Source organism: Pseudomonas sp. B21-051 (assembly GCF_024748795.1).
GTDB classification, from domain to species: Bacteria; Pseudomonadota; Gammaproteobacteria; order Pseudomonadales; family Pseudomonadaceae; genus Aquipseudomonas; species Aquipseudomonas putida_A.
Genome location: NZ_CP087166.1, coordinates 4,781,925 through 4,803,561, shown reverse-complemented (window position 1 = coordinate 4,803,561; position 21,637 = coordinate 4,781,925). Strand labels below are relative to the sequence as shown.

The window sequence follows — 21,637 nt, the reverse complement described above, 5'->3', positions numbered from 1 at the left end:
GACGAGACTGAATCATGGCCCTCGACATTCACGCTCACCGCATCCTGATCCTCGACTTCGGTTCGCAATACACCCAACTGATTGCCCGCCGCGTGCGCGAGATCGGTGTGTACTGCGAGCTGCACCCGTTCGACATGGACGAAGAGGCGATCCGCGAATTCGCACCTAAAGGCGTCATCCTCGCCGGCGGCCCCGAGTCCGTGCACGAAGCCAACAGCCCGCGCTGCCCGCAAGCGGTGTTTGATCTGGGTGTGCCGGTCTTCGGTATCTGCTACGGCATGCAGACCATGGCCGAGCAACTGGGCGGCAAGGTTGAAGGTTCCGAACTGCGTGAGTTCGGTTACGCCCGCGTTGACGTAGTCGGCAAGAGCCGCCTGCTCGACGGCATCGAAGACCACATCGACGCCGATGGCCTGTTCGGTCTCGACGTGTGGATGAGCCACGGTGACAAAGTTACCAAGATGCCGGAAGACTTCCACATCCTGGCCAGCACCCCAAGCTGCCCGATCGCCGGCATGTTCAACGACGAACGCGCTTACTACGGCGTGCAGTTCCACCCGGAAGTGACCCACACCAAGCAGGGCGGTCGCATCCTCTCGCGCTTCGTGCTCGACATCTGCGGCTGTGAAGCCCTGTGGACCCCGTCGAAGATCGCTGAAGACGCCATCGCCAACATCCGCGCACAGGTCGGCACCGACAACGTGCTGTTGGGTTTGTCCGGCGGCGTTGACTCCTCGGTGGTTGCGGCGCTGCTGCACAAGGCCATCGGCGACCAACTGACCTGCGTCTTCGTCGACAACGGCCTGCTGCGTCTGCACGAAGGCGAGCAAGTGATGGCCATGTTCGCCGAGAACATGGGCGTCAAGGTGATCCGCGCCAACGCTGAAGAGCAGTTCCTCAACAACCTGGCCGGCGAAGCCGACCCGGAGAAGAAGCGCAAGATCATCGGCCGTACCTTCATCGATGTGTTCGATGCTGAATCCTGCAAGCTGGACAACATCAAGTACCTGGCGCAAGGCACCATCTACCCGGACGTGATCGAGTCGGCCGGCGCGAAAAGCGGCAAGGCGCACGTGATCAAGTCGCACCACAACGTGGGCGGCCTGCCGGAAGAGATGAACCTGAAACTGGTCGAGCCACTGCGCGAACTGTTCAAGGACGAAGTCCGTCGTCTGGGTCTGGAACTGGGCCTGCCGTACGACATGGTCTACCGTCACCCGTTCCCGGGCCCGGGTCTGGGCGTACGCATCCTCGGTGAAGTGAAAAAGGAATACGCCGACCTGCTGCGTCGTGCCGACCACATCTTCATCGAAGAACTGCGCAAAGCCGACTGGTACCACAAGGTCAGCCAGGCCTTCGTGGTGTTCCAGCCAGTGAAATCGGTTGGCGTGGTCGGCGATGGCCGTCGTTACGCCTGGGTCGTGGCCCTGCGTGCCGTGGAAACCATCGACTTCATGACCGCACGTTGGGCACACCTGCCTTACGAACTGCTGGAAACCGTCTCCGGCCGCATCATCAATGAAATCGAAGGTATTTCGCGCGTCACTTACGACGTGTCGAGCAAGCCGCCGGCGACGATTGAGTGGGAGTGATCCCGCGCAAGCCGTGAAGGCTTGAGCGCTGCAACCGAAAAGCCGTGTGAAATTCGTTTCACACGGCTTTTCTGTTTTTGCGTTATAGCGGTTTTGACCATCCGCCCAGTTGCATGCCCAAATCGTCCAGCGCTTGCAGCAGCGCTTTCATGCTCGGGTAGCGTTTACCGCTGACCGAAGGCCAGCCGGGGCGTTCGATGGAGAAATGTTTGCCGTCGGTGTCGATGACGGTCCGTACCAGTTCTCGCGAACGACTGCGGTGCACGATGAACGTCAGATTGGGTTGTTGCTTCAGGGAGTACATGCCATGGCGAGGTAACAAGGTTTCGAATTCGGTCATGGTGTGCGCGGTCCAGGGTGTTTCGATTTGCAGGCGCAAGTCGCCTCTGACCAGCGCGGAACGATCGTGCGCCGTACCACCCAAGGGCAGGATTCTCCCGGGATCGACTTCAATGCCCCGTGAAGTCCCTTCGGCGACATCCTCGACGCGAATGCCGATCGCCTCTTCCAGTTCGCTGACGCCGGCAACCCCATCAAAAGTGTTGGAGTGAGAGTTGCCCATCAGCGCCACCCATTTGTGTGCGCCGCGTGCGGACTGATCGGCACGGATCATCAGGCGGGCGAAGTAATTCATCATTTTCTGCCGCGCGGTGTTGTTGCCCAATGGCAAGTCCATGCCGTTGAGTCGGTAACTCGCCATGCAATCGATGGCTTGTACATGGATCCCCTGCTTTCTGGCTTCCTTGACCAATTCCAGGAACGTGTAGCGCTCCAGCGGATCGGTCATGTTGCCGACGTCGAGTGCCTTGAGATAGGCCTCGAGTTTTTGCGGCATGTTGCCGGTGCGGAAGAATTCATCCAGCGCGGCTTGATGGAAGTCGGTCAGCAGGTGCTCCATGTACAGGCTCTTCACCTGTTTGCTAGCGAGCAATTGCATGTTCTCGATCAGCCATTGCTTGCTGCCGATGGCCGTGTGGCTCTCGCCGAGCACCAGGCCTCGGGCATGTTCGAGGATTTTTTCAATGATCTCTTCAGCAGTTGCATCTGCCGCCAGGGTTGGCACCGGAGGGCGTTCGGGCAGGCGCAAGGTGCTGTAAAAATCCAGTGCGTCGCGATACAGGCGTTTGCGGATGACCTTGAAATCGCGGTAGGCATCGAACTCGTTCAAGCTGTCGTAGAAGTCACGCAAGGCTTCGTCATTCAGTCCCGCTGCGCCTTCCTCCAGATGCGTCTTGAGGGGGGCTGGCACGTCGTATTGCGAGGCGGGCAGGGTGGCCACCGGGTTGCGGCTGCTTGAACCGGCCAGACCGGAAGACTTGCCGCCGCCGCTGAGTCCTGCGCGGGACATGGTTTCCCATTCACCCTCAGGGTTCAGGCGTACCGGGATCGAGCGAGTAAAACCGTGGGGATGCTCGGGATCGATGACCGCCCAGCGTCCGCTGCCGTTGATGTCGGCTTCGTAGCGTACGTAATAGGCGGTGTCGTCCATCATGATGGCGGTCGAGGGGTTCGAATCGAGCAGATAAATGCCCTGGAATTTTCCGGGTTCGCTCACCGGCGTAATGCCGTCGAGCAACTCGTTGGCTTGCCAGCTCGGCGGAATGACCGGTCGCGGGGTGTCAATCAGGGTCGTGGCAATCGGCGGCTGAGGCCCACCCATCGGCGTCCCGACTTTATCGGTCAGATCGGTCATTTCCGCCGCCTCGGCGGCATCCACCTCGGGGCCGACCTCGGTCAGCGACCCCGGGCCTTTGAGTACCAGCAGGTTGAACAGCATGTCGATGCCGCTGAGCACCGCGCCGAGAATCCCGGCCTTGCGCTCGGCGGCAGTTTTGCCATTGACCGCCTGATCGATGTTCAGCCCCATGTTGGCAATGCTGGCGCCGATCACCGGCAATGCGACTGGCCAGCCGACCACGGCCATTGGCCCGAACACCTTGACCCCGGCGCTGAGGTAGCCGATCCACAGCTTCTTGCGCAGGTCACCGTTGGAGGTCAGGGACAGGCTGGCCTCGGCAAACATCGCCACGCGGGTCGAGTCACTCAGCCAGGTGAAGGCGTCGCCACTGACCGCGCGGTTGTCCTGATTGATTAGCGAATGGTCGTAGCGGCCCCACGTGGCCACCAGGCGATTCATCAAGTCACCAAGATTGGCGTTTATCTGCTGCCGGTCGGCCAGCGAGAAATGCGCAAGGAATGTCTCGCGGGCGGCGGATGTGTTCATCCGCTGCAGGATCCAGAAGTGCAGGTCGGTGCTGCTTTCCAATACCTGGAAGGCATCGCTGTCGCCGGGCAGGTAGAGGATCTGCCGACCTTGGGGCATGACGAAACGCAGGACGTTGGTAGCGGCGTAACCGCTCAGATCCAGTGTGCGCACACTGTTTGGGCAAAGGTGTTGGGCCTGCAGCATTGGCAGGCTGACCGGCCACGTCAGTGGGCCGATCACCGCTTGCGTGACGAACAGGAAATCCTCGTCACTCAGCTGACGTTTGTCCCGCGCCTGCAGCGCTTTGATCAGGAAATTGCACTTGGCCAGGGTACGAAAGTCGCTGCTGCTGGTGTTCCAGAATGCGTTCAGTTGAGCGTCGTACAGGGCGCTGAAGTCGGTGCTCCAGAAGTCCTTGAGCACGTCGTTGCCATGCAGGCGTACTTCATTGCGTTCATCGAAGGTGCGGGCATCGGGACCGGCAGTGTAGAAACCGCCATAAACGTCGAGCAGGTCGGCGTTGTCTTGGTCGGTGACGCGGAAGCGGTGAATCACCAATTGGGTCAGGGTCATGCTTGACGTGGGCGTGGCGTGCACATGCTCCCAGCCGGTGAAGGCTTTTGCACTGCTTTGCGAGGCGTCGAAGCGGTGGAAATACACCTGATCCGGGTCGAGGCCGTGGATCCGGTATTTGATCAACAAGTCGCTGGCGACCTGTCGAGCAGCGTCCTGCAGGATCGGGCAGGTCTGGATGACGGTGGCGGCAATCGCCTTGAGCGCGGCCTTGTCGGCGGCGTTGGGCATCGGGTTGGGCATGTGTTCAGGCTCTCTGTCCTTGAGAAACGGGTGGCACAGGATGGCCCGGCTGTTCGCTGCATGTGCACTACATAGTTATGTCACTTGAGCGATCGAAATCGTGTACGCGCGAGGCGCAACTGCGTCCATCCGCCGCGCTGCCCTTACTGTTTCGCAATTGCAGGTGTATCGTATTTGCCTTTTGCGGGCCCGGTGCCCGACGCAGATACGTGAGGTAGTTGAGTTCATGTCCTTTACCCGTCGCCAAATCCTCGGTGGCCTGGCCGGTCTTGTTGTCGTTGGTGTCGGAGCGGGAGGCGCGTCGCGTTACTGGCTGGGCAAGATGGCCGACGCTGACGCGGGCCACGACTACGAGCTGATCGCGGCGCCACTGGACGTCGAGCTGGTGCCGGGGCACAAGACCGAAGCGTGGGCGTTCGGCCCGTCGGCGCCGGGCACCGAACTGCGTGTGCGTCAGGGCGAGTGGTTGCGGGTGCGTTTCATCAACCACCTGCCGGTGGCGACCACCATTCACTGGCACGGCATCCGTCTGCCGCTGGAGATGGACGGTGTGCCGTACGTATCGCAATTGCCGGTGCTGCCCGGTGAATACTTCGATTACAAATTCCGCGTGCCGGACGCCGGCAGCTACTGGTATCACCCGCACGTCAGCAGCAGCGAAGAGCTGGGGCGCGGGCTGGTCGGGCCGTTGATTGTCGAAGAGCGCGAGCCGACCGGTTTCAAGTACGAAAAGACCCTGAGCCTGAAGAACTGGCACATCGACGAGCAAGGCAATTTCGTCGAGTTCAGCATCCCTCGTGAAGCGGCGCGTGGCGGTACGGCGGGGCGCTTGTCGACCATCAATGGCGTACCAACGCCGGTGATCGAGTTGCCGGCGGGGCAGATCACCCGGGTGCGTTTGCTCAACCTCGACAACACCCTGACGTATCGGATCAACATCCCCGGTGTTGAAGCGCAGATCTATGCGCTGGACGGCAACCCGATCGAGCCGCGGCCGCTGGGCAAGGAATACTGGCTCGGCCCCGGCATGCGCATTTGCCTGGCGATCAAGGCACCGCCGGCCGGTGAAGAGTTGTCGCTGCGCAACGGCCCGGTGCGTCTGGGGACCTTGCGCTCGGTGGCCAATAACGATGCGCCGACCGAGTGGCCGAAAGCCTTGCCCGCCAACCCGGTGGCCGAGCCGGATCTGGCGAATGCCGAGAAACTCAACTTCAATTTCGAATGGGTCGGCTCAGTGTCGGTGAATGTCGAAAACGGCAAGCCACCGAGCCTGTGGCAGATCAACGGCAAGGCCTGGGACATCACGGACAAGACCTGCGCCGATCGGCCGATTGCCAGCCTGAAGCTGGGCCAGAGCTACATCTTCGAACTGAAGAACATGACCCAGTACCAGCACCCGATTCACCTGCACGGCATGAGCTTCAAGGTGATTGCGTCGAACCGGCACAAGATCACTCCGTACTTCACCGACACTTATCTGCTGGGCAAGAACGAGCGTGCGCAAGTGGCGCTGGTGGCGGATAACCCGGGGGTGTGGATGTTCCATTGCCATGTGATCGACCACATGGAAACCGGCCTGATGGCCGCCATCGAGGTGAAGTGATGCGCCAGATTCGCCCCGCCGCGATCATCGACCGCAGCCGTGACCGCGATTTCATGCGTGAAGCCTTGAGCCTCGCCGCCCAGGGCGCAACCCTCGGCGAGGTGCCGGTGGGCGCGGTGCTGGTGCAGGACGGCGAAATCATCGGGCGTGGCTACAACTGCCCGATCACCACCAGCGACCCGAGTGCCCACGCGGAAATGGTCGCGATCCGCGCCGCTGCCCAGGCCGTAAACAACTATCGCCTGCCGGGCAGCACGCTGTACGTGACGCTGGAACCGTGCAGCATGTGCGCCGGGCTGATCGTGCATTCACGCATTGCCCGTGTGGTGTATGGCGCGCTGGAGCCGAAGGCCGGGATCGTGCAGAGTCAGGGACAGTTCTTTACCCAGGGCTTTTTGAATCACCGGGTGTTGTATGAAGGTGGGGTGCTGGCGGAGGAGTGTGGGGCGGTGCTGACCGAGTTCTTCCGCGCCCGGCGGGCAAGTCGGGATTGAGATCAAAAGATCGCAGCCTTCGGCAGCTCCTACAACGAGATCTGTAGGAGCTGCCGAAGGCTGCGATCTTTTGATTTAGCTTTATTTGCGGGCGACAATCACCGCCCGCATCGGCGCCGGCAGCCCTTCGATGGTCTTGCTGTGGTCCTCGGGATCAAGGAAGTCGCTCAACGACTGATACTTCATCCACTCGGTACCGCGCTGTTCTTCAACGGTGGTGGTGCTGACGTCCACGCAACGAATATCGGTGAAGCCTGCTCGGCGCAGCCACAATTCCAGCGCCGGTACCGATGGCAGGAACCACACGTTGCGCATCTGCGCGTAGCGATCCTCCGGCACCAGCACTTGATGCTTGTCGCCTTCAACCACCAGCGTTTCCAGCACCAGCTCGCCGCCCTTGACCAGGCAATCCTTCAGCGCCAGCAAATGCTCGATCGGCGAACGACGGTGGTAGAACACACCCATCGAGAACACCGTGTCGAAGCCTTCGAGGTTTGGCGGCAGGTCTTCGAACGGGAACGGCAGGTGCCAGGCATTCGGCTCGGACAGATAACGCTGCACGGCCTGGAACTGGCAGAAAAACAGCCAGTTCGGATCGACGCCGATCACGCTGTCGGCACCGGCGCCGAGCATGCGCCACATGTAATAGCCGTTGCCGCAACCGACGTCGAGGATGCGTTTGCCCTTCAGGTCCAGATGCGGGGCGACCCGCGACCACTTCCAGTCCGAGCGCCATTCGGTGTCGACGTGCACGCCGAACAGATCGAACGGCCCCTTGCGCCACGGCGACAGGCCCATCAGCGCGGTGCGCATTTGCGCGCGGGTTTCGTCGTCGCAAGCGGTATCGAGTTTCAAGCCGTTGAGCAGATCGACTTCGCTCGGCTGGATCTTCGGCAGCGCGTCCAGCGCACTCTGCCAGCGCTCGAGGTCGCCGTGGCCCTTCTCCATTTTCTTGTCGAGTTGCACTTGCAGGGTGTTGGCCCAATCGGCCAGCGGGGTACCGGCCAGACGGCGGGCGAGGGGGGACAGATCAATCATGGCAAGGCAATCAACGAGGCAAAGTTAAGACACTGGAACCACGGCACGACTTTCGAGAACCCGGCGGCCAGCAGGCGTTCGCGGTGTTCTTCGAGGCTGTCGGGCTTCATGACGTTTTCGATGGCGCTGCGCTTCTGGGCAATTTCCAGTTCGCTGTAGCCGTTGGCGCGTTTGAACGCGACGTGCAGGTCGGTGAGCAGCGCGTGCTCTTGCGCATCGTTGAAACGCAGTTTTTCCGACAAGATCAACGCACCGCCGGGCAGCAGCGACTGGCGGATGCGCGAGAGCAATGCGGTGCGCTGCTCCGGGGCGATGAATTGCAGGGTGAAGTTCAGCGCCACCACCGAGGCCGGTTTGAATTCGAGCGCGAGAATGTCGCCTTCGATCACCTCGACCGGGAGCAGCTCCTGGAACATCGAATCCTGACCGTTGAGGTACTCGCGGCAGCGTTCGACCATCGCCAACGAGTTATCCACCGCGATCACCCGGCAACCATCGGTGCGCACGTGACGGCGCAAGGCCTGAGTCACGGCGCCGAGCGAAGCGCCGAGGTCGTACAGAACGCTGTTTGGTTGAGCGAATTGCGCCGCAAGCACGCCGAGGTTTTCGACGATGGTCGGGTAACCCGGCACCGAGCGCTTGATCATGTCCGGGAACACCCGCACCACGTCCTCGTTGAAGGCGAAGTCAGGCACCTGGGCCATCGGCTGGGCGAAAATGCGATCGGGTTCTTTGCTCACGGCGGTTCCGGCGGTGTCGGTGGAAAAGGCCGGCATTTTAGCCAAACTGGAGCGGGGATGCTTGGGTTGTCTGATAAAGCGTGAAGCAGATGAGGAAAATGGATGACCTGGCCCAAGATGAGGCTTGGCCATCCATTAATTAATGCGGATTACTCGAAATCGATTAACACGGTGCAGTCGGATGTGCCCTTGATATTAAGCTCACGATTTCGCTTGTCGACACCTTTGAAATTAAAAGAGAGTTTGTAATTCAGTTTATCGAAACTGACTACTGCACTCTCAATCGTGATGGAGCCACTTTTCGCATCATAGTTGTGAGATCTGATGTCACCTGGGCGGGTACTGGTTTCGAAGTAATAGGCATTAAGGAAAGGAAAGTTAGAATCGGTAACTGTATAGGTGCCAGGTTTGATGTTTTTATCGAATACCAGTACCAGACCTTTTTTGCATCCTCGTGAATAGTCCGAAGCATTCGCGCGAGTCACCAGTGCGATATTGTCGCTCCCGCAAGGGTCAGGTTCGTATGCAACAATCTGGCTCTCAAATTTTACTCGACCAGAAATTGTGGCAATTGTTTCCGCGCTAACAGTGATGAAAGGATCTGCAGAGTTGGCAGAAATTGCGTTATTGCTTTTAAAGAAAGTCATGGTGGTCTTCCTTGTATGCAAATGGATGGTAGGTAAAGCCATCTGCATACTAGGTAGGCATAAAAAAATTAACTACTGTCAGTTCTGACAGTCTCTTATATTGTTTTGGTATGAGACTTGATTTGATTATGTGAGTTTGGCGATTTATTCATCTTTATTGAATGCAGAGGCGGTAATGCCCCATTGTCCCAACCAATAACTGATGATGATCACGTACGGCGCCGCGTGGAATGGCGACACAAAGCGGTCGATGCCAATCGCACTGTCGGAGAACACGAACGCCAGCGCACCCGCCGCCGCCAGCAGCGCCGAACGCTTGGGCACATCGGTGCCGAGGCGGGCGAGGGCGCGCCAGAGCATGGCGCTGATCGCGGCGCCATAGACGAGCACTGGCACCAGCAACGGCCCCAGGCCACTGGAAATCAAAATCCCCAGCAGCACCGCGCCGACGCCGAGCGCGAGCACCAGCGGCAAAAGCGCCAGCCGTTTGCAATCGCTGAGATAAGCCTTGAGGTACGCCAGATGCGCGACCAGAAACGCACCGAGGCCAAACACAAACAAATCCCCTGGCCAGGCCAGCAACACGTCACCGAGCACAGAGAAAATCAGCCCCAGGCTGATCCAGCGCCGATAGTCGCTGGGTGGCGCATCGTGCAGCCAGCCGAGCAACGCCAGCACCGGCAACGGTTTGACCAACAGGCACAGCAGCGCCGCATGGGTGCTCACGCCATAGAGAAAGGTCACCGCGCCCATCAGCGCCAGAATCAGCCAGCCCACGATCAGTTCACCGAAATGGCGCAGTCGAAGGTTTCTGCCGGCTCGACTTCCGGTTCCCACGGCTGCTGTGAGGTCAGGCGCAGGCGTCCAGTGCCGGTGGCAAAGGCCTGAAAGCGCCAGGTGGAGAAACCGCCCGCACCGACCATGCCCGAGTCTTTCGGGCTGCTGTAAACCTCGGGACTGAGGGCATGCAGCACGCCGCCGGCCGAATCCTGAATTGCCCAGCGATAGCCGGTGGTCGGGTTGCTCGGCAGCATGACGATCAGATTTTGTCCGTTGGTCAACTGCACGGGGCATTCGCTCTGGTTTTCCACGGTCACGTTCTGTTTTGGCTGCGTGGCGCAGGCGGCCAGTAAAGAGAGGGCGAGAGGGACAAACAGGCGAGTGGCGGACATAGGCTCAGTGGCTCCGGCGTTGACGACGAACGGCGAGCATAACTGAGAATGAGACAAAGTGTGACAGTCAGGAGTGGAGGTGTCTGGACGGACGCCTTCGCGAGCAAGCTCGCTCCCACAGTAGCCGGCAGTGTCCACAAATCCTGTGTCCACCCTAAACCCTGTGGGAGCGAGCTTGCTCGCGAAAGCGGTATATCAGGACACTACATGATGATCAGAACAGCACCTTCGCCACATCCGCAAAGCGCTTGGCAAAGTGCACCGTAATCCCTTCCTTCAGATAATCCGGCAACTCCTCAAAGTTACCCCGGTTGGGTTCCGGCAGAATCAACTCAAAGATCTTCTGCCGCCGCGCCGCGATCACCTTCTCGCGCACCCCGCCAATCGGCAGTACGTGCCCGGTCAGGGTCAGTTCGCCGGTCATCGCCACGCCTTTTTTCGGCGGCTGATTGCGGGCGAGCGAGAGCAGGGCGCTGGCCATGGTCACGCCGGCGCTCGGGCCGTCTTTCGGTGTGGCGCCTTCCGGCACGTGCAGGTGAACGAAGGCTTCGTCGAAGAATTTCGCATCACCGCCGAACTGTTTGAGGTGCGAGCTGACGTAGCTGTAGGCGATCTCCGCCGACTCTTTCATCACGTCGCCCAGTTGCCCGGTGAGTTTGAAACCACGGTTGAGCGTGTGAATTCGCGTGGCTTCGATCGGAAGGGTCGCGCCTCCCATGCTGGTCCAGGCCAGACCGGTGATCACGCCGGTGCCGGACAGCACTTGTTCGTTGCGGAACACTGGATGGCCCAGCGAGGCTTCCAGATCTTTCGGGCCGAGCTTGATCACCGCTTTCGGGTCGTCGATCAGCTTCATCACCGCTTTGCGCACCAGTTTGCCCATCTGTTTTTCCAGCTGGCGCACCCCGGCTTCACGGGCGTAACCGTCGATCAAGGCTTTGAGCGCGCTGTCGCTGATGCTCAGGCTGCCCTTGGACACGCCGGCCTTTTCCAGCAGCTTCGGCCACAGGTGGCGCTTGGCGATGGCGACCTTTTCTTCGGTGATGTAGCCCGACAGGCGAATCACTTCCATGCGGTCCAGCAACGGCCCGGGAATCGAATCCAGGGTGTTGGCGGTGCACACGAACAGGACTTTCGACAGGTCCATGCGCAGGTCGAGATAGTGATCGAGGAATTCGACGTTCTGTTCCGGGTCGAGGGTTTCCAGCAGCGCCGAGGCCGGGTCGCCCTGGTAGCTCTGGCCCATCTTGTCGATCTCGTCGAGCATGATCACCGGGTTCATCACTTCGACGTCTTTCAACGCCTGGACGAGTTTGCCCGGCTGCGCACCGATGTAGGTGCGGCGGTGGCCCTTGATCTCGGCTTCGTCACGCATGCCACCGAGGCTGAAGCGGTAGAACGGGCGGCCAAGGGATTCGGCGATGGATTTGCCGACGCTGGTTTTACCCACGCCCGGCGGGCCGACCAGCAATACGATGGAGCCGCTGATTTCGCCTTTGTAGGCACCGACCGCGAGGAATTCGAGGATGCGATCCTTGATGTCATCGAGGCCGGCGTGGTGTTTGTCGAGCACTTTGCGTGCGTGTTTGAGGTCGAGTTTGTCCTCGCCGTACACGCCCCACGGCACCGAGGTCGCCCAGTCGAGGTAGTTGCGGGTGACCGCGTACTCTGGCGAACCGGTCTCGAGGATCGACAGTTTGTTCATTTCCTCTTCTATGCGTTTCTGCGCCTGTGGCGAGAGGACTTTGCCTTCCAGGCGTTGTTCGAACTGTTCAAGGTCGGCGCTGCGGTCGTCCTTGGTCAGGCCGAGTTCCTGCTGGATGACCTTGAGTTGTTCTTTCAGGAAGAACTCGCGCTGATGCTCGCCGATCTTGCGGTTGACCTCGGCGGAGATCTCTTTCTGCAGGCGCGCTACTTCGACTTCCTTGCGCAGCATCGGCAGGACTTTTTCCATGCGCTTGAGCATCGGCACGCAGTCGAGCACTTCTTGCAGCTCATTACCTGTCGCCGAAGTGAGGGCGGCGGCGAAGTCGGTCAGCGGGGACGGATCGTTGGGGCTGAAGCGGTTGAGGTAGTTTTTCAGCTCTTCGCTGTACAGCGGGTTGAGCGGCAGCAGTTCCTTGATCGCGTTGATCAGCGCCATGCCGTAGGCCTTGACCTCGTCGGTCGGCTCGGTCGGCTGGTGCGGGTATTCGACTTCCACCAGGTACGGTGGGCGGTGGTGTTTGAGCCAGGTCTTGATGCGCACGCGGCTCAGGCCCTGGGCGACGAATTGCAGTTTGCCGTTTTCGCGGCTGGCGTGGTGCACCTTCACCAGCGTGCCGTATTCCGGCAGGGCTTTGGTGTTGAAGTGGCGCGGGTCTTCCTGGGGCGTGTCCATGAAGAACAGGGCCAGAGAGTGGTGGTCGGATTTGCTCACCAGATCGAGGGTTTCGGCCCAGGGTTCTTCGTTGACGATGACCGGCAGCACTTGGGCCGGGAAGAACGGGCGGTTGTGGATCGGGATGACATAGACCTTGTCCGGCAGGTTCTGGCCGGGCAGGGCGAGGCCTTTGCCGGAGGAAGTGTGCTCGATGTGTTCAGCTTCGGTGTAGTCGTCTGGGTTGTCCGGGAATTCTTGCTGGTCGCTCATTGGGGCACCTGCGCAATGGAGTATGGGTCTTAGATGGGGCAGGCTTTGGGTGGTTTCAATGGGGGGCGGTGTTTCCGCTTGTGTGTTCAGGGTTTTGACAGGGGGCACGCTTTGGGCTTGGCGGCCTTTGGGCCGACCAGGTTCTTGGGGTTTTGGGGGCATATCCGTTTTTTGGGTGTTGCGGCTGGCGGTTTCGCCCTTACGGCGAGTCACCTTTTCCAGACGCCGAAAAGGTAACCGAAAAGGCTTGCTCCTGCGTTCGGCCCGCTCGCTGGGGCTCGGGGTTCCTTCGCTCCGGGATCGATCCGGGCGCAGCGCCTACGGTTTGCTTCGCTGCACCTCCTCTCGCTGTGTTTGGCTGCGCCAAACGGTCGCTACGCTCCCACCCCCCGGATCAATCCCTCCACTCAGCCTTCCGACGTCGCCCGAGGATCAAGATCAAGATCAAGAGCGGCAGCCGAGCTTGCGCTCATCCTGTTGAGTGGGGCGGCTGCGCCGCGTGCGGGTTGTACTTATTTTCCCTGTAGGCGCTGCCGAAGGCTGCGATCTTCTGATCTTATTTCTGCTTTTGCTCTTTTGTGGGAGCAGGCTTGCCAGCGATGGCGGCCTGCGAGCCGACCAATCTCCAACTGAATGCACCCAATCCCACTGTAGGAGCTGCCGCAGGCTGCGATCTTTTGATCTTCAAAATCAAAAGATCGCAGCCTTCGGCAGCTCCTACACAGTTACATCGTGTGATGGCTTGGCTTCGCGAGTAAGCCTGCTCCAGCAAGGGGTCAGTTGTGTGCTGCAGATTGGCTGACTTCTACATTATCCAGTACTCGATTCACCGCCAGTTCGGCGAGCATGATGATTTGCTGAATGGCCAGTATCGTCCGGCGCTGCGGGGTGTCGATGTACGCGGCGATGTCGCTGGTCATGAGGCTGGCTTGGGCCAGTGATTCGCAGGCGTGAACCAGCAGGCTTTCGTTGTCCATATCCGGGGCGACCTGGAACATGCTACTGGGTTTGTGGAATCTCACTGCGGCGGCGGAGGGCTTCAGGTAGTGGTCGAGGGCGCGTTCGGCGGCGTCGTGGAGCTTTCTGGAATCGAGGGATTCGTAGGGGGATGTGCTTTCCGCTGCGGGCGGATTGGGAGTTGGTTTAATCATGGTGAAGCTCCGAATGAGAAGTGGAGCTGCCACATATCGCCGCGACGCGATAACAGGAGGCAGCTGTACGCGGGTTCGCGGACCGAGCCATTCGGCAATCTCGGCATACCCGAAGGTATCCCGCGCACAGCCACCATCAAACCAAACACAGAACACCTGAGCGCTCCCGTTTGGGCTGGCGATTATGCATCAAATCGAATGAACTGCTCGGGCCGCGACGCCCGCTCGCTGAATTTGCAGCGACCCTCAGAGCCTATCCAGTCGATTTCCGAGGCACAACCGACGCGACCTGTCGGAAAACTCCGTGCAATCACCAGCATTTGTAGGACGAGCACATTCCCACAGACAAACACTTTTCAACCTGTGGGAGCGAGCCTGCTCGCGAAAGCATTGTGTCAGGCACCGTAGATGTGGAATGTGCTGACGCCTTCGCGAGCAGGCTCGCTCCCACAGGGTTCTCAGGTGTATGCAGAAATGGTGGGCACAAAAAAGGCGATGCCCCTTACGGAACATCGCCTTCCTTTACCGCCGCTAAAAATTATTCCGGCAGTTTGTACGCAATCACATAGTCACCCATCTTGGTCCCCAGCGAGCCGTGACCACCCACCACGAGCAGCACGTATTGCTTGCCGTCCTTGCCGGTGTAGGTCATCGGGGTCGCTTGGCCGCCGGCAGGCAGACGCGATTTCCACAGTTCTTTACCGGTGTTCACGTCGTAGGCGCGCAGGTACTGGTCGAGGGTGCCGCTGAGGAAGCCGACGCCGCCGGCCGTGACCATCGAGCCGCCCATGCTTGGTACGCCCAGGGTGAAGCCGATCGGGATCGGCGAGCTGTCGCGGCTGGTGCCGTTTTTGCGTTTCCACACGACTTTGCCGGTGGTCAGGTCGATACCGGCGACGTAGCCCCAGGCCGGGGCCTGGCACGGTACGCCCAGTGGCGACATGAACGGGTGCATGATCACCGCGTATGGCGCGCCGGTGTTTGGCTGCACGCCAGCGGTTTCGCTTTCGCGTTTGCTGCCGGCGGCGACTTTCTCGCGTGGCACCATTTTCGAGACGAAGGCCATGTAGTTCGGGCTGGTGAACAGCATCTGGCGAACCGGGTCGACCGAGACGCCGCCCCAGTTGAACACGCCGACGTTACCCGGGTAGATCAGGCTGCCCTGTTCCGACGGAGGCGTGTATTGGCCTTCGTAGCGCAGTTCCTTGAACTGGATGCGGCACAGCATCTGGTCGAACGGGCTGGCGCCCCACATGGCTTTTTCGGTCAGTTCCGGGGCCAGCAGGTTGAGGTCCGAACGGGCCTGGGTCGGTGCGGTGTGGTCGCCTTTCACGGCGCCTTGCGGTACCGGGATTTCCTTGATCGGGATGATCGGCGTGCCGTCACGACGGTCGAGGACGTACAGGCTGCCTTGTTTGGTCGGGGCGATCAGCGCCGGTTTCACGCCGTCGGCTGTTTTCATGTCGAGCAGGGTTGGCTGGCTGCCAACGTCCATGTCCCACAGGTCGTGGTGGGTGAACTGGTAGTTCCAGCGCACTTTACCGGTGGCCAGGTCGAGGGCAACGATGCCGGCGCTGAATTTCTCGGCGCCCGGGGTGCGGTCAGCGCCCCACTGGTCTGGAGTCTGGTTGCCCAGTGGCAGGTAAACCATGCCGAGTTTTTCGTCGACGCTGGCCAGCGACCACATGTTGGCCGAGTTGCGGCTGTAGGTTTCGCCCGGTGCCAATGGCTCGGTGGCGTCCGGCTTGTCGCTGTCCCAGTTCCACACGAGGTGGCCGTCGCGCACGTCGAAGGCGCGGATCACGCCCGATGGCTCGTTGGTCGACTCGTTGTCGGTGACGTGACCGCCCATGATCACCAGATCACGGGTAATCGCCGCTGGCGAGGTGGAGTAGTAGCCACCGGCGGTGAACGGGCCGATGCCTTGGGTCAGGTCGACCACGCCGTTTTTGCCGAAGCCTTCGCAGATCTTGCCGGTGTCGGCGTTCAGGGCGATCAGACGGGCATCAGCGGTTGGCAGGTACAGGCGACGCGGACAGGCCTGAGCAACGGCTTTGCCGGCTTCGGAGATGACGGCGGAAGCGGCGTTTTCAGACTTGGCGTAAGCGGCTTCGTCGTAGTACGACACGCCACGGCAGGTCATGTGGGCGAAGCCCTTGAAGCCCACCGGGCTCTTGATCTGCGGGTCGAAGCGCCAGATTTCCTTGCCGGTGTCCGGGTCCAGTGCCAGCACTTTGCTGTGCGCGGTGCAGGCATAGAGCATGCCGTTGGCTTTGAGCGGGGTGTTTTCGTTGGTTAGCTCGACCGGGTCATCGGCAGTCGGCAGATCGCCGGTCTGGATGCGCCAGGCTTCTTGCAGCTTGCCGACGTTGGCCGGGGTGATCTGCTTCAGCGGCGAGTAGCGGTCACCGAATTCGGTGCGGCCATAGGCCTGCCAGTCGCCTTCAGGCATTTGCGGCGCGGTGCTGGTCATGTCCGCAGTGTCGCGGCCCAGTTCGCCAAAGGTTTCGCCCGGGTGGGTGAACAGACTGGCCAGGGCAGTGACGCCGGCCAGAATCACGGCCACACTCAGACCGCCAGTGCCCATCGGCGCCGGGCCATTGAGCAGCAGCGGACGACGGAACCACGGCAGCAACATCACGATGCCGAGAACGAACCACAGCGCCAGACGCGGCACCAGTTGCCACCAGTCCAGACCGACTTCCCACAAGGCCCAGACCGTGCTGGCGAACAGCACGATGGCGTACAGGCCCAGCGCTGCACGACGACGCAGCAGCAACAGAATGCCGCTCAGCGCAATGCCGATACCGGCCAGCAGGTAGTACAGCGAGCCGCCGAGCATGCTCAGCTTGACTCCCCCGGCCAACATGGCCAGGCCCATCAGTAGAAGCAGAATGCCGAGCAGGCTCGGTAGCAGACGGCCCCGACTCGAAGCACTTTCGGTGCTCATAGTGTGATTCTCCGTGACGTTTATGTAGTCCCGCGCTGTAGTCACTTTAGATGACGATTGGGCACAGGTATGGTTCAGATAAAAACTTGTCTAGCTAACGAAATTCATGAGTTCCCCTGTGGGAGCTGGCAAGCCAGCTCCCACAGGTTTCTTCAGTGTTTTTTAGAACGACGACTGGATCTTGATCCCCGCGATCAGCGCGTCATCGACTTGGTCCACACCGCCCGGATGCCGGATGTATTGCAGGTTCGGGCGTACGGTCAGCCAGTTGGCGACGTGCACGCCGTAATACAGTTCGGCGCTGTATTCGGTGTGCTGTGGCGGCAGGAATGTCGGATCGTCGTAGTCGTAAACCGCCTGCGCCTGATTGCTCGCCTCGGCATTCTTGCGAAAGGCCGGGTTGACGTGGACGCGGGCCAGGGCAAAACCGATGTCGTCCTTGGCGCGGGCATCGAACGGGCCTTTGTAGACCACGCCGGCCTGCACGTAGTTGTCGATGGCGTTGGTTTTCTTGTCGTGCATCGTCGCGTTGGCGAACACGCTCAGACCACGCGAATGGTCGCTGGCGAGGCTGGTGACTTGCTGCTGCGCACCGAACCACACGCCGTGTTTGCTAGACGCGCTGCGGTAGGCTTCACCGCTGAGGGCGGCAGGCTGGCCGTTCTGGTCTTTATAGACGTCAGAGGCCTTGGCGCTGCTGTAGTAGTAACCGGCGCGGTATTCGCCCGGCAGGCCGTTGAGTTTCGGCGTCCACACCAGCTCCACCGGTAGTACGGCGCCTTGGGTGCCGCTGCCGCTGAGTTTGAAGCCGTTGCCACGATCGAGGTTCGACGGGTTCTGCTCGTAGGCGCCGACCTGCGCGTACAGCTCTGGGCTCAGGTGATATTTGACCCGCAGTGCCCATTGGCTGACCGGCCAGTTGTACCAGATGCCACCGACCCAGTTGCCGACTTGCGAGCCGCAGAACGCCAGGTTCTGGAAGTCGCACGGGAAGCTGTTGAAGTCTTCGCCTTCACCGAAGCGGCCGACCTTGATGTCGAGCTTCTGGTCGAAGAATTTCTGCTGGTACCACATCTGCGTCAGGCGCGTGGTCTGGCCACGGCCCCAGACTTCCTGGGCCGAAGTGAAGCCGCCCACGCGTGGATCGTTGATCCGGTCGTTGCTGATGTTGTTGCCGCTGCGCTTGGTGATGGTCAGCTGAAATTCGGCATCGTCCCAGCCGAGGATTTTTTGCAGGTCCAGGTGCGTGCCCAGACCGAACTGATCGCTGTAGCGCGCGGTGCGATCGTGGTCATAGCCGCCGTGCAGGTTGCTGCCCATTTCGCCGGTGTAATCGAGTTTGAAGTCGTAGCCTTTTTCCGCCAGTTCGGTACGCGTGCCGTTCCAGTCACCGAGCATCCACGGTGAATCGCTGTCGAAGGCGGGGGTCGCCTGGGCGTAGGTGGCGAAGCCGAGCGCGGTGCAGCCACCGAGCAGGCGCAGGGCTGAGATAGCGCTGTCTCGGGAGAAGGAAAAATCAGGCATGGGTCAGTCTTTTTTTGGTGTTTTACGGGGGTAAACCGAGCGCTTCAATTTGACGCAGGCAGTGAAGCGATTCAGCTGAAGGGCGGCAGGATAATGATCTGTAACGAAAAGACAAAGGGGTTTTGTGGACATGCAGCTTTTCGCAATCTGTAACAGTGGCAAAAGATCGCAGCCCTTGGCAGCTCCTGCATTGAAATGCCTACATCTGTAGGAGCTGCGGAACGCTGCGATCTTTTGACCTTGACCTACATTTGAAGGAAGCCCTTCCACCGCGCCAGCCCCTCGGCTAAGGTGCGCGGCTTGTGCATTTTCACTCCGTCCAAAGGCCTGGCATGAACGACCACACTCCCGATCCGCTGCATGGCGTAACCCTCGAACAGATCCTCAATGCGCTGGTGGCGCATTACGAGTGGTCGGGGTTGGCCGAGCGCATCGATATCCGCTGCTTCAAGAGCGACCCGAGCATCAAGTCGAGCCTGACCTTCCTGCGCAAAACCCCGTGGGCGCGGGAGAAGGTCGAGCGCTTGTACGTGAAACTGATGCGCACCAAGCGACCGGTCTGATATGGACGCCGTTACGCGGCGACGCCTGATCACGCTCATCGCCACGCTCGGTTGGGCCGGGCTGAGTATCCAGCTGTACCTGATTTTCCTTGCGCGGCTGAGTGTCGACGCCAGCCTGCTGGGCGGGCTGGTGAGTTTCTTCAGTTACTTCACGGTGTTGACCAACACGCTGGTGGCAACGGTGCTGACCTGCGCGGTCACCCGGCGTGAATCCGCTGCGCAGCGCTGGTTTCTGCAACCGTGGGTCAGTAGCGGGGTGGCAGTGAGCATTGCTGTGGTGGGGCTGGCCTACAGCATTTTGCTGCGGCATTTGTGGCACCCCGAAGGCTGGCAGTTTGTCGCCGATGAATTGCTGCATGACGTGATGCCGCTGCTGTTTCTTGGCTATTGGTGGTGCTGCGTGCCCAAGGGGACGTTGCGCCTGAAGCACTTGGCGTTGTGGCTGATCTATCCGCTGGTGTACTTCGTTTACGCCTTGCTGCGCGGGCATCTGCTTGGCGCCTACGCGTATCCGTTCATTGATGTGGCAATGCTCGGTTATGCACAGGTGTTCATCAATGCCGGGGGGATATTGGTGGGGTTTGTGGTGATTGGGTTGTTGGTCATCGGCCTGGATCGCTGGAGATTTGCTCGAAGTTAGAGCACCTGTAGGAGCTGCCGCAGGCTGCGATCTTTTGACGTTGATTGTTCAAAAACAAGATCAAAAGATCGCGGCCTGCGGCAGCTCCTACAAGGGATATCACTCTTCTGTGGAACCTTCGGCCCGCCAGTAGCCGACGGCTTTGACGAACTGTTCATTAAGCCCATGCTCATCCAGCAGCACCCGACGGATCTGCCGCGAGACCTTGGTCTCGGTCGCCACCCACGCATACAGATTGCCCTTGGGCACCTGCAGTTGTTTGACGGTGGTAAGCAGGTTGTCCTGGCCACCTTCGCGCAGGACCCAGATCACATTGACCTGCGCCGCACTTTCCAGCACCTGTTGCTCCGCACCGTTTTCCACTTCGATCACTACCAGCGCCTTGCGGTTGCTCGCCAGACCTTCGAGGCGGCGGGCGATGGCGGGGAGGGCGGTTTCATCGCCGATCAGCAGGTAGCTGTCGAAGATGTCCGGCACGATCATCGAGCCGCGTGGCCCGCCGATGTGCAGGAATTGCCCAGGCTGGGCCTGTTCGGCCCAGGTCGATGCAGGGCCGTCGCCGTGCAGGACGAAGTCGATGTCCAGCTCGAGTTTTTCCAGGTCATAGCGACGCGGGGTGTAGTCGCGCATCTCGGGCAGCGGGCCGTTGTCCTTGCCGGCGCCGAGCACCATGGTCTCCAGCGCAGCGGTTTGTTCGGCATTCTGCGGGAACAGCAATTTCACGTGATCGTCGGTGCCCAGGCTGATGAACCCGGCCAGTTCCGGCCCGCCGAGGGTGATGCGGCGCATGCGCGGGGTCAGGTCGACCACGCGCAGGACTTCGAGTTTGCGGCGTTTGATTTCGTGCATCACGCGGTGAATGGTTTGGGTATCGACTGCAGTCATTCGGCTTTCTCCGGGGCAGATTGAACGGCAGGGCCGTCGACGATGGCTTTGGCGGTGTCGTTGAGCAGCGCGGCAACCCGCTGGATTTCTTCCGCGCTCCAGCGTCCATGGTGCAGTTGCAGGGCGTGACGCAGGTTGTGCACCGCCTCGTGGATTTCCGGCGGCCGGTCATGGCCGCGCAGTGAACGTTTGCTGACGTCGATGCGCATGCGCACGCCATCCAGCGCTACTGCTTGCTCGCTTAAGGACAAACGGCCGGCGTCGGTCACGCTGTAGCGTTTTTTGCCGGCCTCGGCGTCGCCGCTGATCAGGTCGCTTTCTTCAAGGAAGGTCAGGGTCGGGTAGATCACGCCGGGGCTGGGGCTATAGGCGCCGTCGAACATGCCTTCGATCTGGCGGATCAGGTCATAACCGTGGCATGGCTGCTCGGCGATCAGCGCCAGCAGCAACAATTTCAGATCACCGGGGGCGAAGACCCGTGGGCCGCGTCCGCCGCGTTCACGCCCGGGGCGTTTTTCGAAGCCGTCACGGCCGTCGCCGTGTTCGCGGTGGTGATGGGGGGAATGATGGTCTCTCATTTGCCTGCTCTCTCGTCGTGTTTAGATACAACTTAAGATATATCTTTAAGGCCGTGCAAGGGTTCCTGACCAACGGCGCGCACCTGACCGATCGAATCTGCGGCGGCAAAACCCGGAAAATGATCAAGAAAACGCAGTATTAAATCCTCCGGCAAAGGTGCAGATTAGTGCTGACTCTCTAATATTCCGTTTCGCCCTTTATTTCCGGGAAAGTGTGGTACATGTCTTACGGAAGTTGCTAATAAGTTGTGGCGCGTACAGTCATTCGGCTGGCGCACTGTAGTCTGTATCTTACAGTTGGACAGGAACTTTCCTGAATTTCACGGTTTTTTCTTTCCCATCTAATGGCGTCCAGGCTACAAGGTCGCAGGACGTTGCCTGCTTACTTTAAAGATAAATTGGTTGA

At 60.2% G+C, this 21,637-nt stretch carries 17 protein-coding genes; 5 read left to right on the top strand and 12 right to left on the bottom strand.

Translation table 11 applies throughout. The features are described 5' to 3' along the window. The first annotated feature begins 14 nt into the window (after positions 1–14). A complete protein-coding gene (guaA, locus tag LOY52_RS21500) occupies positions 15–1,592 on the top strand; it encodes a glutamine-hydrolyzing GMP synthase (protein WP_003227864.1) in 1,578 nt (525 codons plus the stop codon). A gap of 82 nt (positions 1,593–1,674) precedes the next feature. Here guaA and LOY52_RS21495 read toward each other — a convergent pair whose 3' ends face one another. Then, positions 1,675–4,614 (bottom strand): membrane-targeted effector domain-containing toxin, encoded by a 2,940-nt coding sequence (locus tag LOY52_RS21495; RefSeq protein WP_258675920.1) that lies wholly within the window; start codon positions 4,612–4,614, stop codon positions 1,675–1,677. 226 nt (positions 4,615–4,840) lie between these two features. Between LOY52_RS21495 and LOY52_RS21490 the strand changes: the two genes are divergently transcribed. Both LOY52_RS21490 and tadA read left to right on the top strand, forming a co-directional pair. Further along, complete coding sequence (locus LOY52_RS21490) at positions 4,841–6,217, top strand: multicopper oxidase family protein (RefSeq protein WP_258675919.1); 1,377 nt, start codon at positions 4,841–4,843, stop codon at positions 6,215–6,217. After that, on the top strand, positions 6,217–6,711 hold the full coding sequence (gene tadA / locus LOY52_RS21485) for a tRNA adenosine(34) deaminase TadA (RefSeq protein WP_258675918.1): 495 nt from the start codon (positions 6,217–6,219) through the stop codon (positions 6,709–6,711). The genes LOY52_RS21490 and tadA overlap by 1 nt, the downstream gene beginning before the upstream one ends. Before the next feature lie 81 nt (positions 6,712–6,792). On the opposite strand, the gene cmoB is transcribed toward tadA, so the two are convergent. From cmoB to LOY52_RS21435, 9 genes are all read right to left on the bottom strand, one after another. Beyond that, the gene (gene cmoB, locus LOY52_RS21480) at positions 6,793–7,749 is read right to left on the bottom strand and encodes a tRNA 5-methoxyuridine(34)/uridine 5-oxyacetic acid(34) synthase CmoB (protein ID WP_258675917.1); all 957 of its coding nucleotides are present in this window, start codon (positions 7,747–7,749) and stop codon (positions 6,793–6,795) included. Beyond that, entirely contained in the window at positions 7,746–8,525 is a 780-nt protein-coding gene (gene cmoA, locus LOY52_RS21475; RefSeq protein WP_258675916.1) for a carboxy-S-adenosyl-L-methionine synthase CmoA, read from the bottom strand. The genes cmoB and cmoA overlap by 4 nt, the downstream gene beginning before the upstream one ends. Before the next feature lie 113 nt (positions 8,526–8,638). Next, on the bottom strand, positions 8,639–9,136 hold the full coding sequence (locus tag LOY52_RS21470) for a hypothetical protein (RefSeq protein ID WP_258675915.1): 498 nt from the start codon (positions 9,134–9,136) through the stop codon (positions 8,639–8,641). Positions 9,137–9,280: 144 nt separating this feature from the next. Continuing rightward, positions 9,281–9,913 (bottom strand): lysoplasmalogenase, encoded by a 633-nt coding sequence (locus tag LOY52_RS21465; RefSeq protein ID WP_258675914.1) that lies wholly within the window; start codon positions 9,911–9,913, stop codon positions 9,281–9,283. Between the two features lie 2 nt (positions 9,914–9,915). Next, positions 9,916–10,308 carry a protease inhibitor I42 family protein gene (locus LOY52_RS21460; protein WP_007964468.1) on the bottom strand — a complete coding sequence of 131 codons (393 nt, stop codon included), beginning with the start codon at positions 10,306–10,308 and terminating at the stop codon, positions 9,916–9,918. Positions 10,309–10,522: 214 nt separating this feature from the next. Beyond that, on the bottom strand, positions 10,523–12,940 hold the full coding sequence (gene lon / locus LOY52_RS21455; protein WP_258675913.1) for an endopeptidase La: 2,418 nt from the start codon (positions 12,938–12,940) through the stop codon (positions 10,523–10,525). A 776-nt stretch (positions 12,941–13,716) separates the two neighbouring features. Next, positions 13,717–14,091: a DUF6124 family protein gene (locus tag LOY52_RS21450; protein WP_258675912.1), complete on the bottom strand. Its 375-nt coding sequence runs from the start codon at positions 14,089–14,091 to the stop codon at positions 13,717–13,719. A gap of 538 nt (positions 14,092–14,629) precedes the next feature. Further along, entirely contained in the window at positions 14,630–17,041 is a 2,412-nt protein-coding gene (locus LOY52_RS21440; protein ID WP_258675911.1) for a glucose/quinate/shikimate family membrane-bound PQQ-dependent dehydrogenase, read from the bottom strand. Between the two features lie 162 nt (positions 17,042–17,203). After that, the gene (locus tag LOY52_RS21435) at positions 17,204–18,565 is read right to left on the bottom strand and encodes a carbohydrate porin (RefSeq protein WP_258675910.1); all 1,362 of its coding nucleotides are present in this window, start codon (positions 18,563–18,565) and stop codon (positions 17,204–17,206) included. A 332-nt stretch (positions 18,566–18,897) separates the two neighbouring features. Between LOY52_RS21435 and LOY52_RS21430 the strand changes: the two genes are divergently transcribed. Both LOY52_RS21430 and LOY52_RS21425 read left to right on the top strand, forming a co-directional pair. Beyond that, positions 18,898–19,128 carry a VF530 family DNA-binding protein gene (locus tag LOY52_RS21430; protein WP_027612109.1) on the top strand — a complete coding sequence of 77 codons (231 nt, stop codon included), beginning with the start codon at positions 18,898–18,900 and terminating at the stop codon, positions 19,126–19,128. 1 nt (position 19,129) lies between these two features. Beyond that, complete coding sequence (locus LOY52_RS21425; protein WP_258675909.1) at positions 19,130–19,768, top strand: Pr6Pr family membrane protein; 639 nt, start codon at positions 19,130–19,132, stop codon at positions 19,766–19,768. Positions 19,769–19,867: 99 nt separating this feature from the next. Here the strand turns inward: LOY52_RS21425 and LOY52_RS21420 are convergent, their stop codons facing one another. Then, on the bottom strand, positions 19,868–20,653 hold the full coding sequence (locus tag LOY52_RS21420) for a siderophore-interacting protein (RefSeq protein WP_258675908.1): 786 nt from the start codon (positions 20,651–20,653) through the stop codon (positions 19,868–19,870). Beyond that, positions 20,650–21,231, bottom strand: a complete 582-nt coding sequence (locus tag LOY52_RS21415; protein ID WP_027612106.1) for a PadR family transcriptional regulator — start codon at positions 21,229–21,231, stop codon at positions 20,650–20,652. The genes LOY52_RS21420 and LOY52_RS21415 overlap by 4 nt, the downstream gene beginning before the upstream one ends. Positions 21,232–21,637 lie beyond the last annotated feature (406 nt).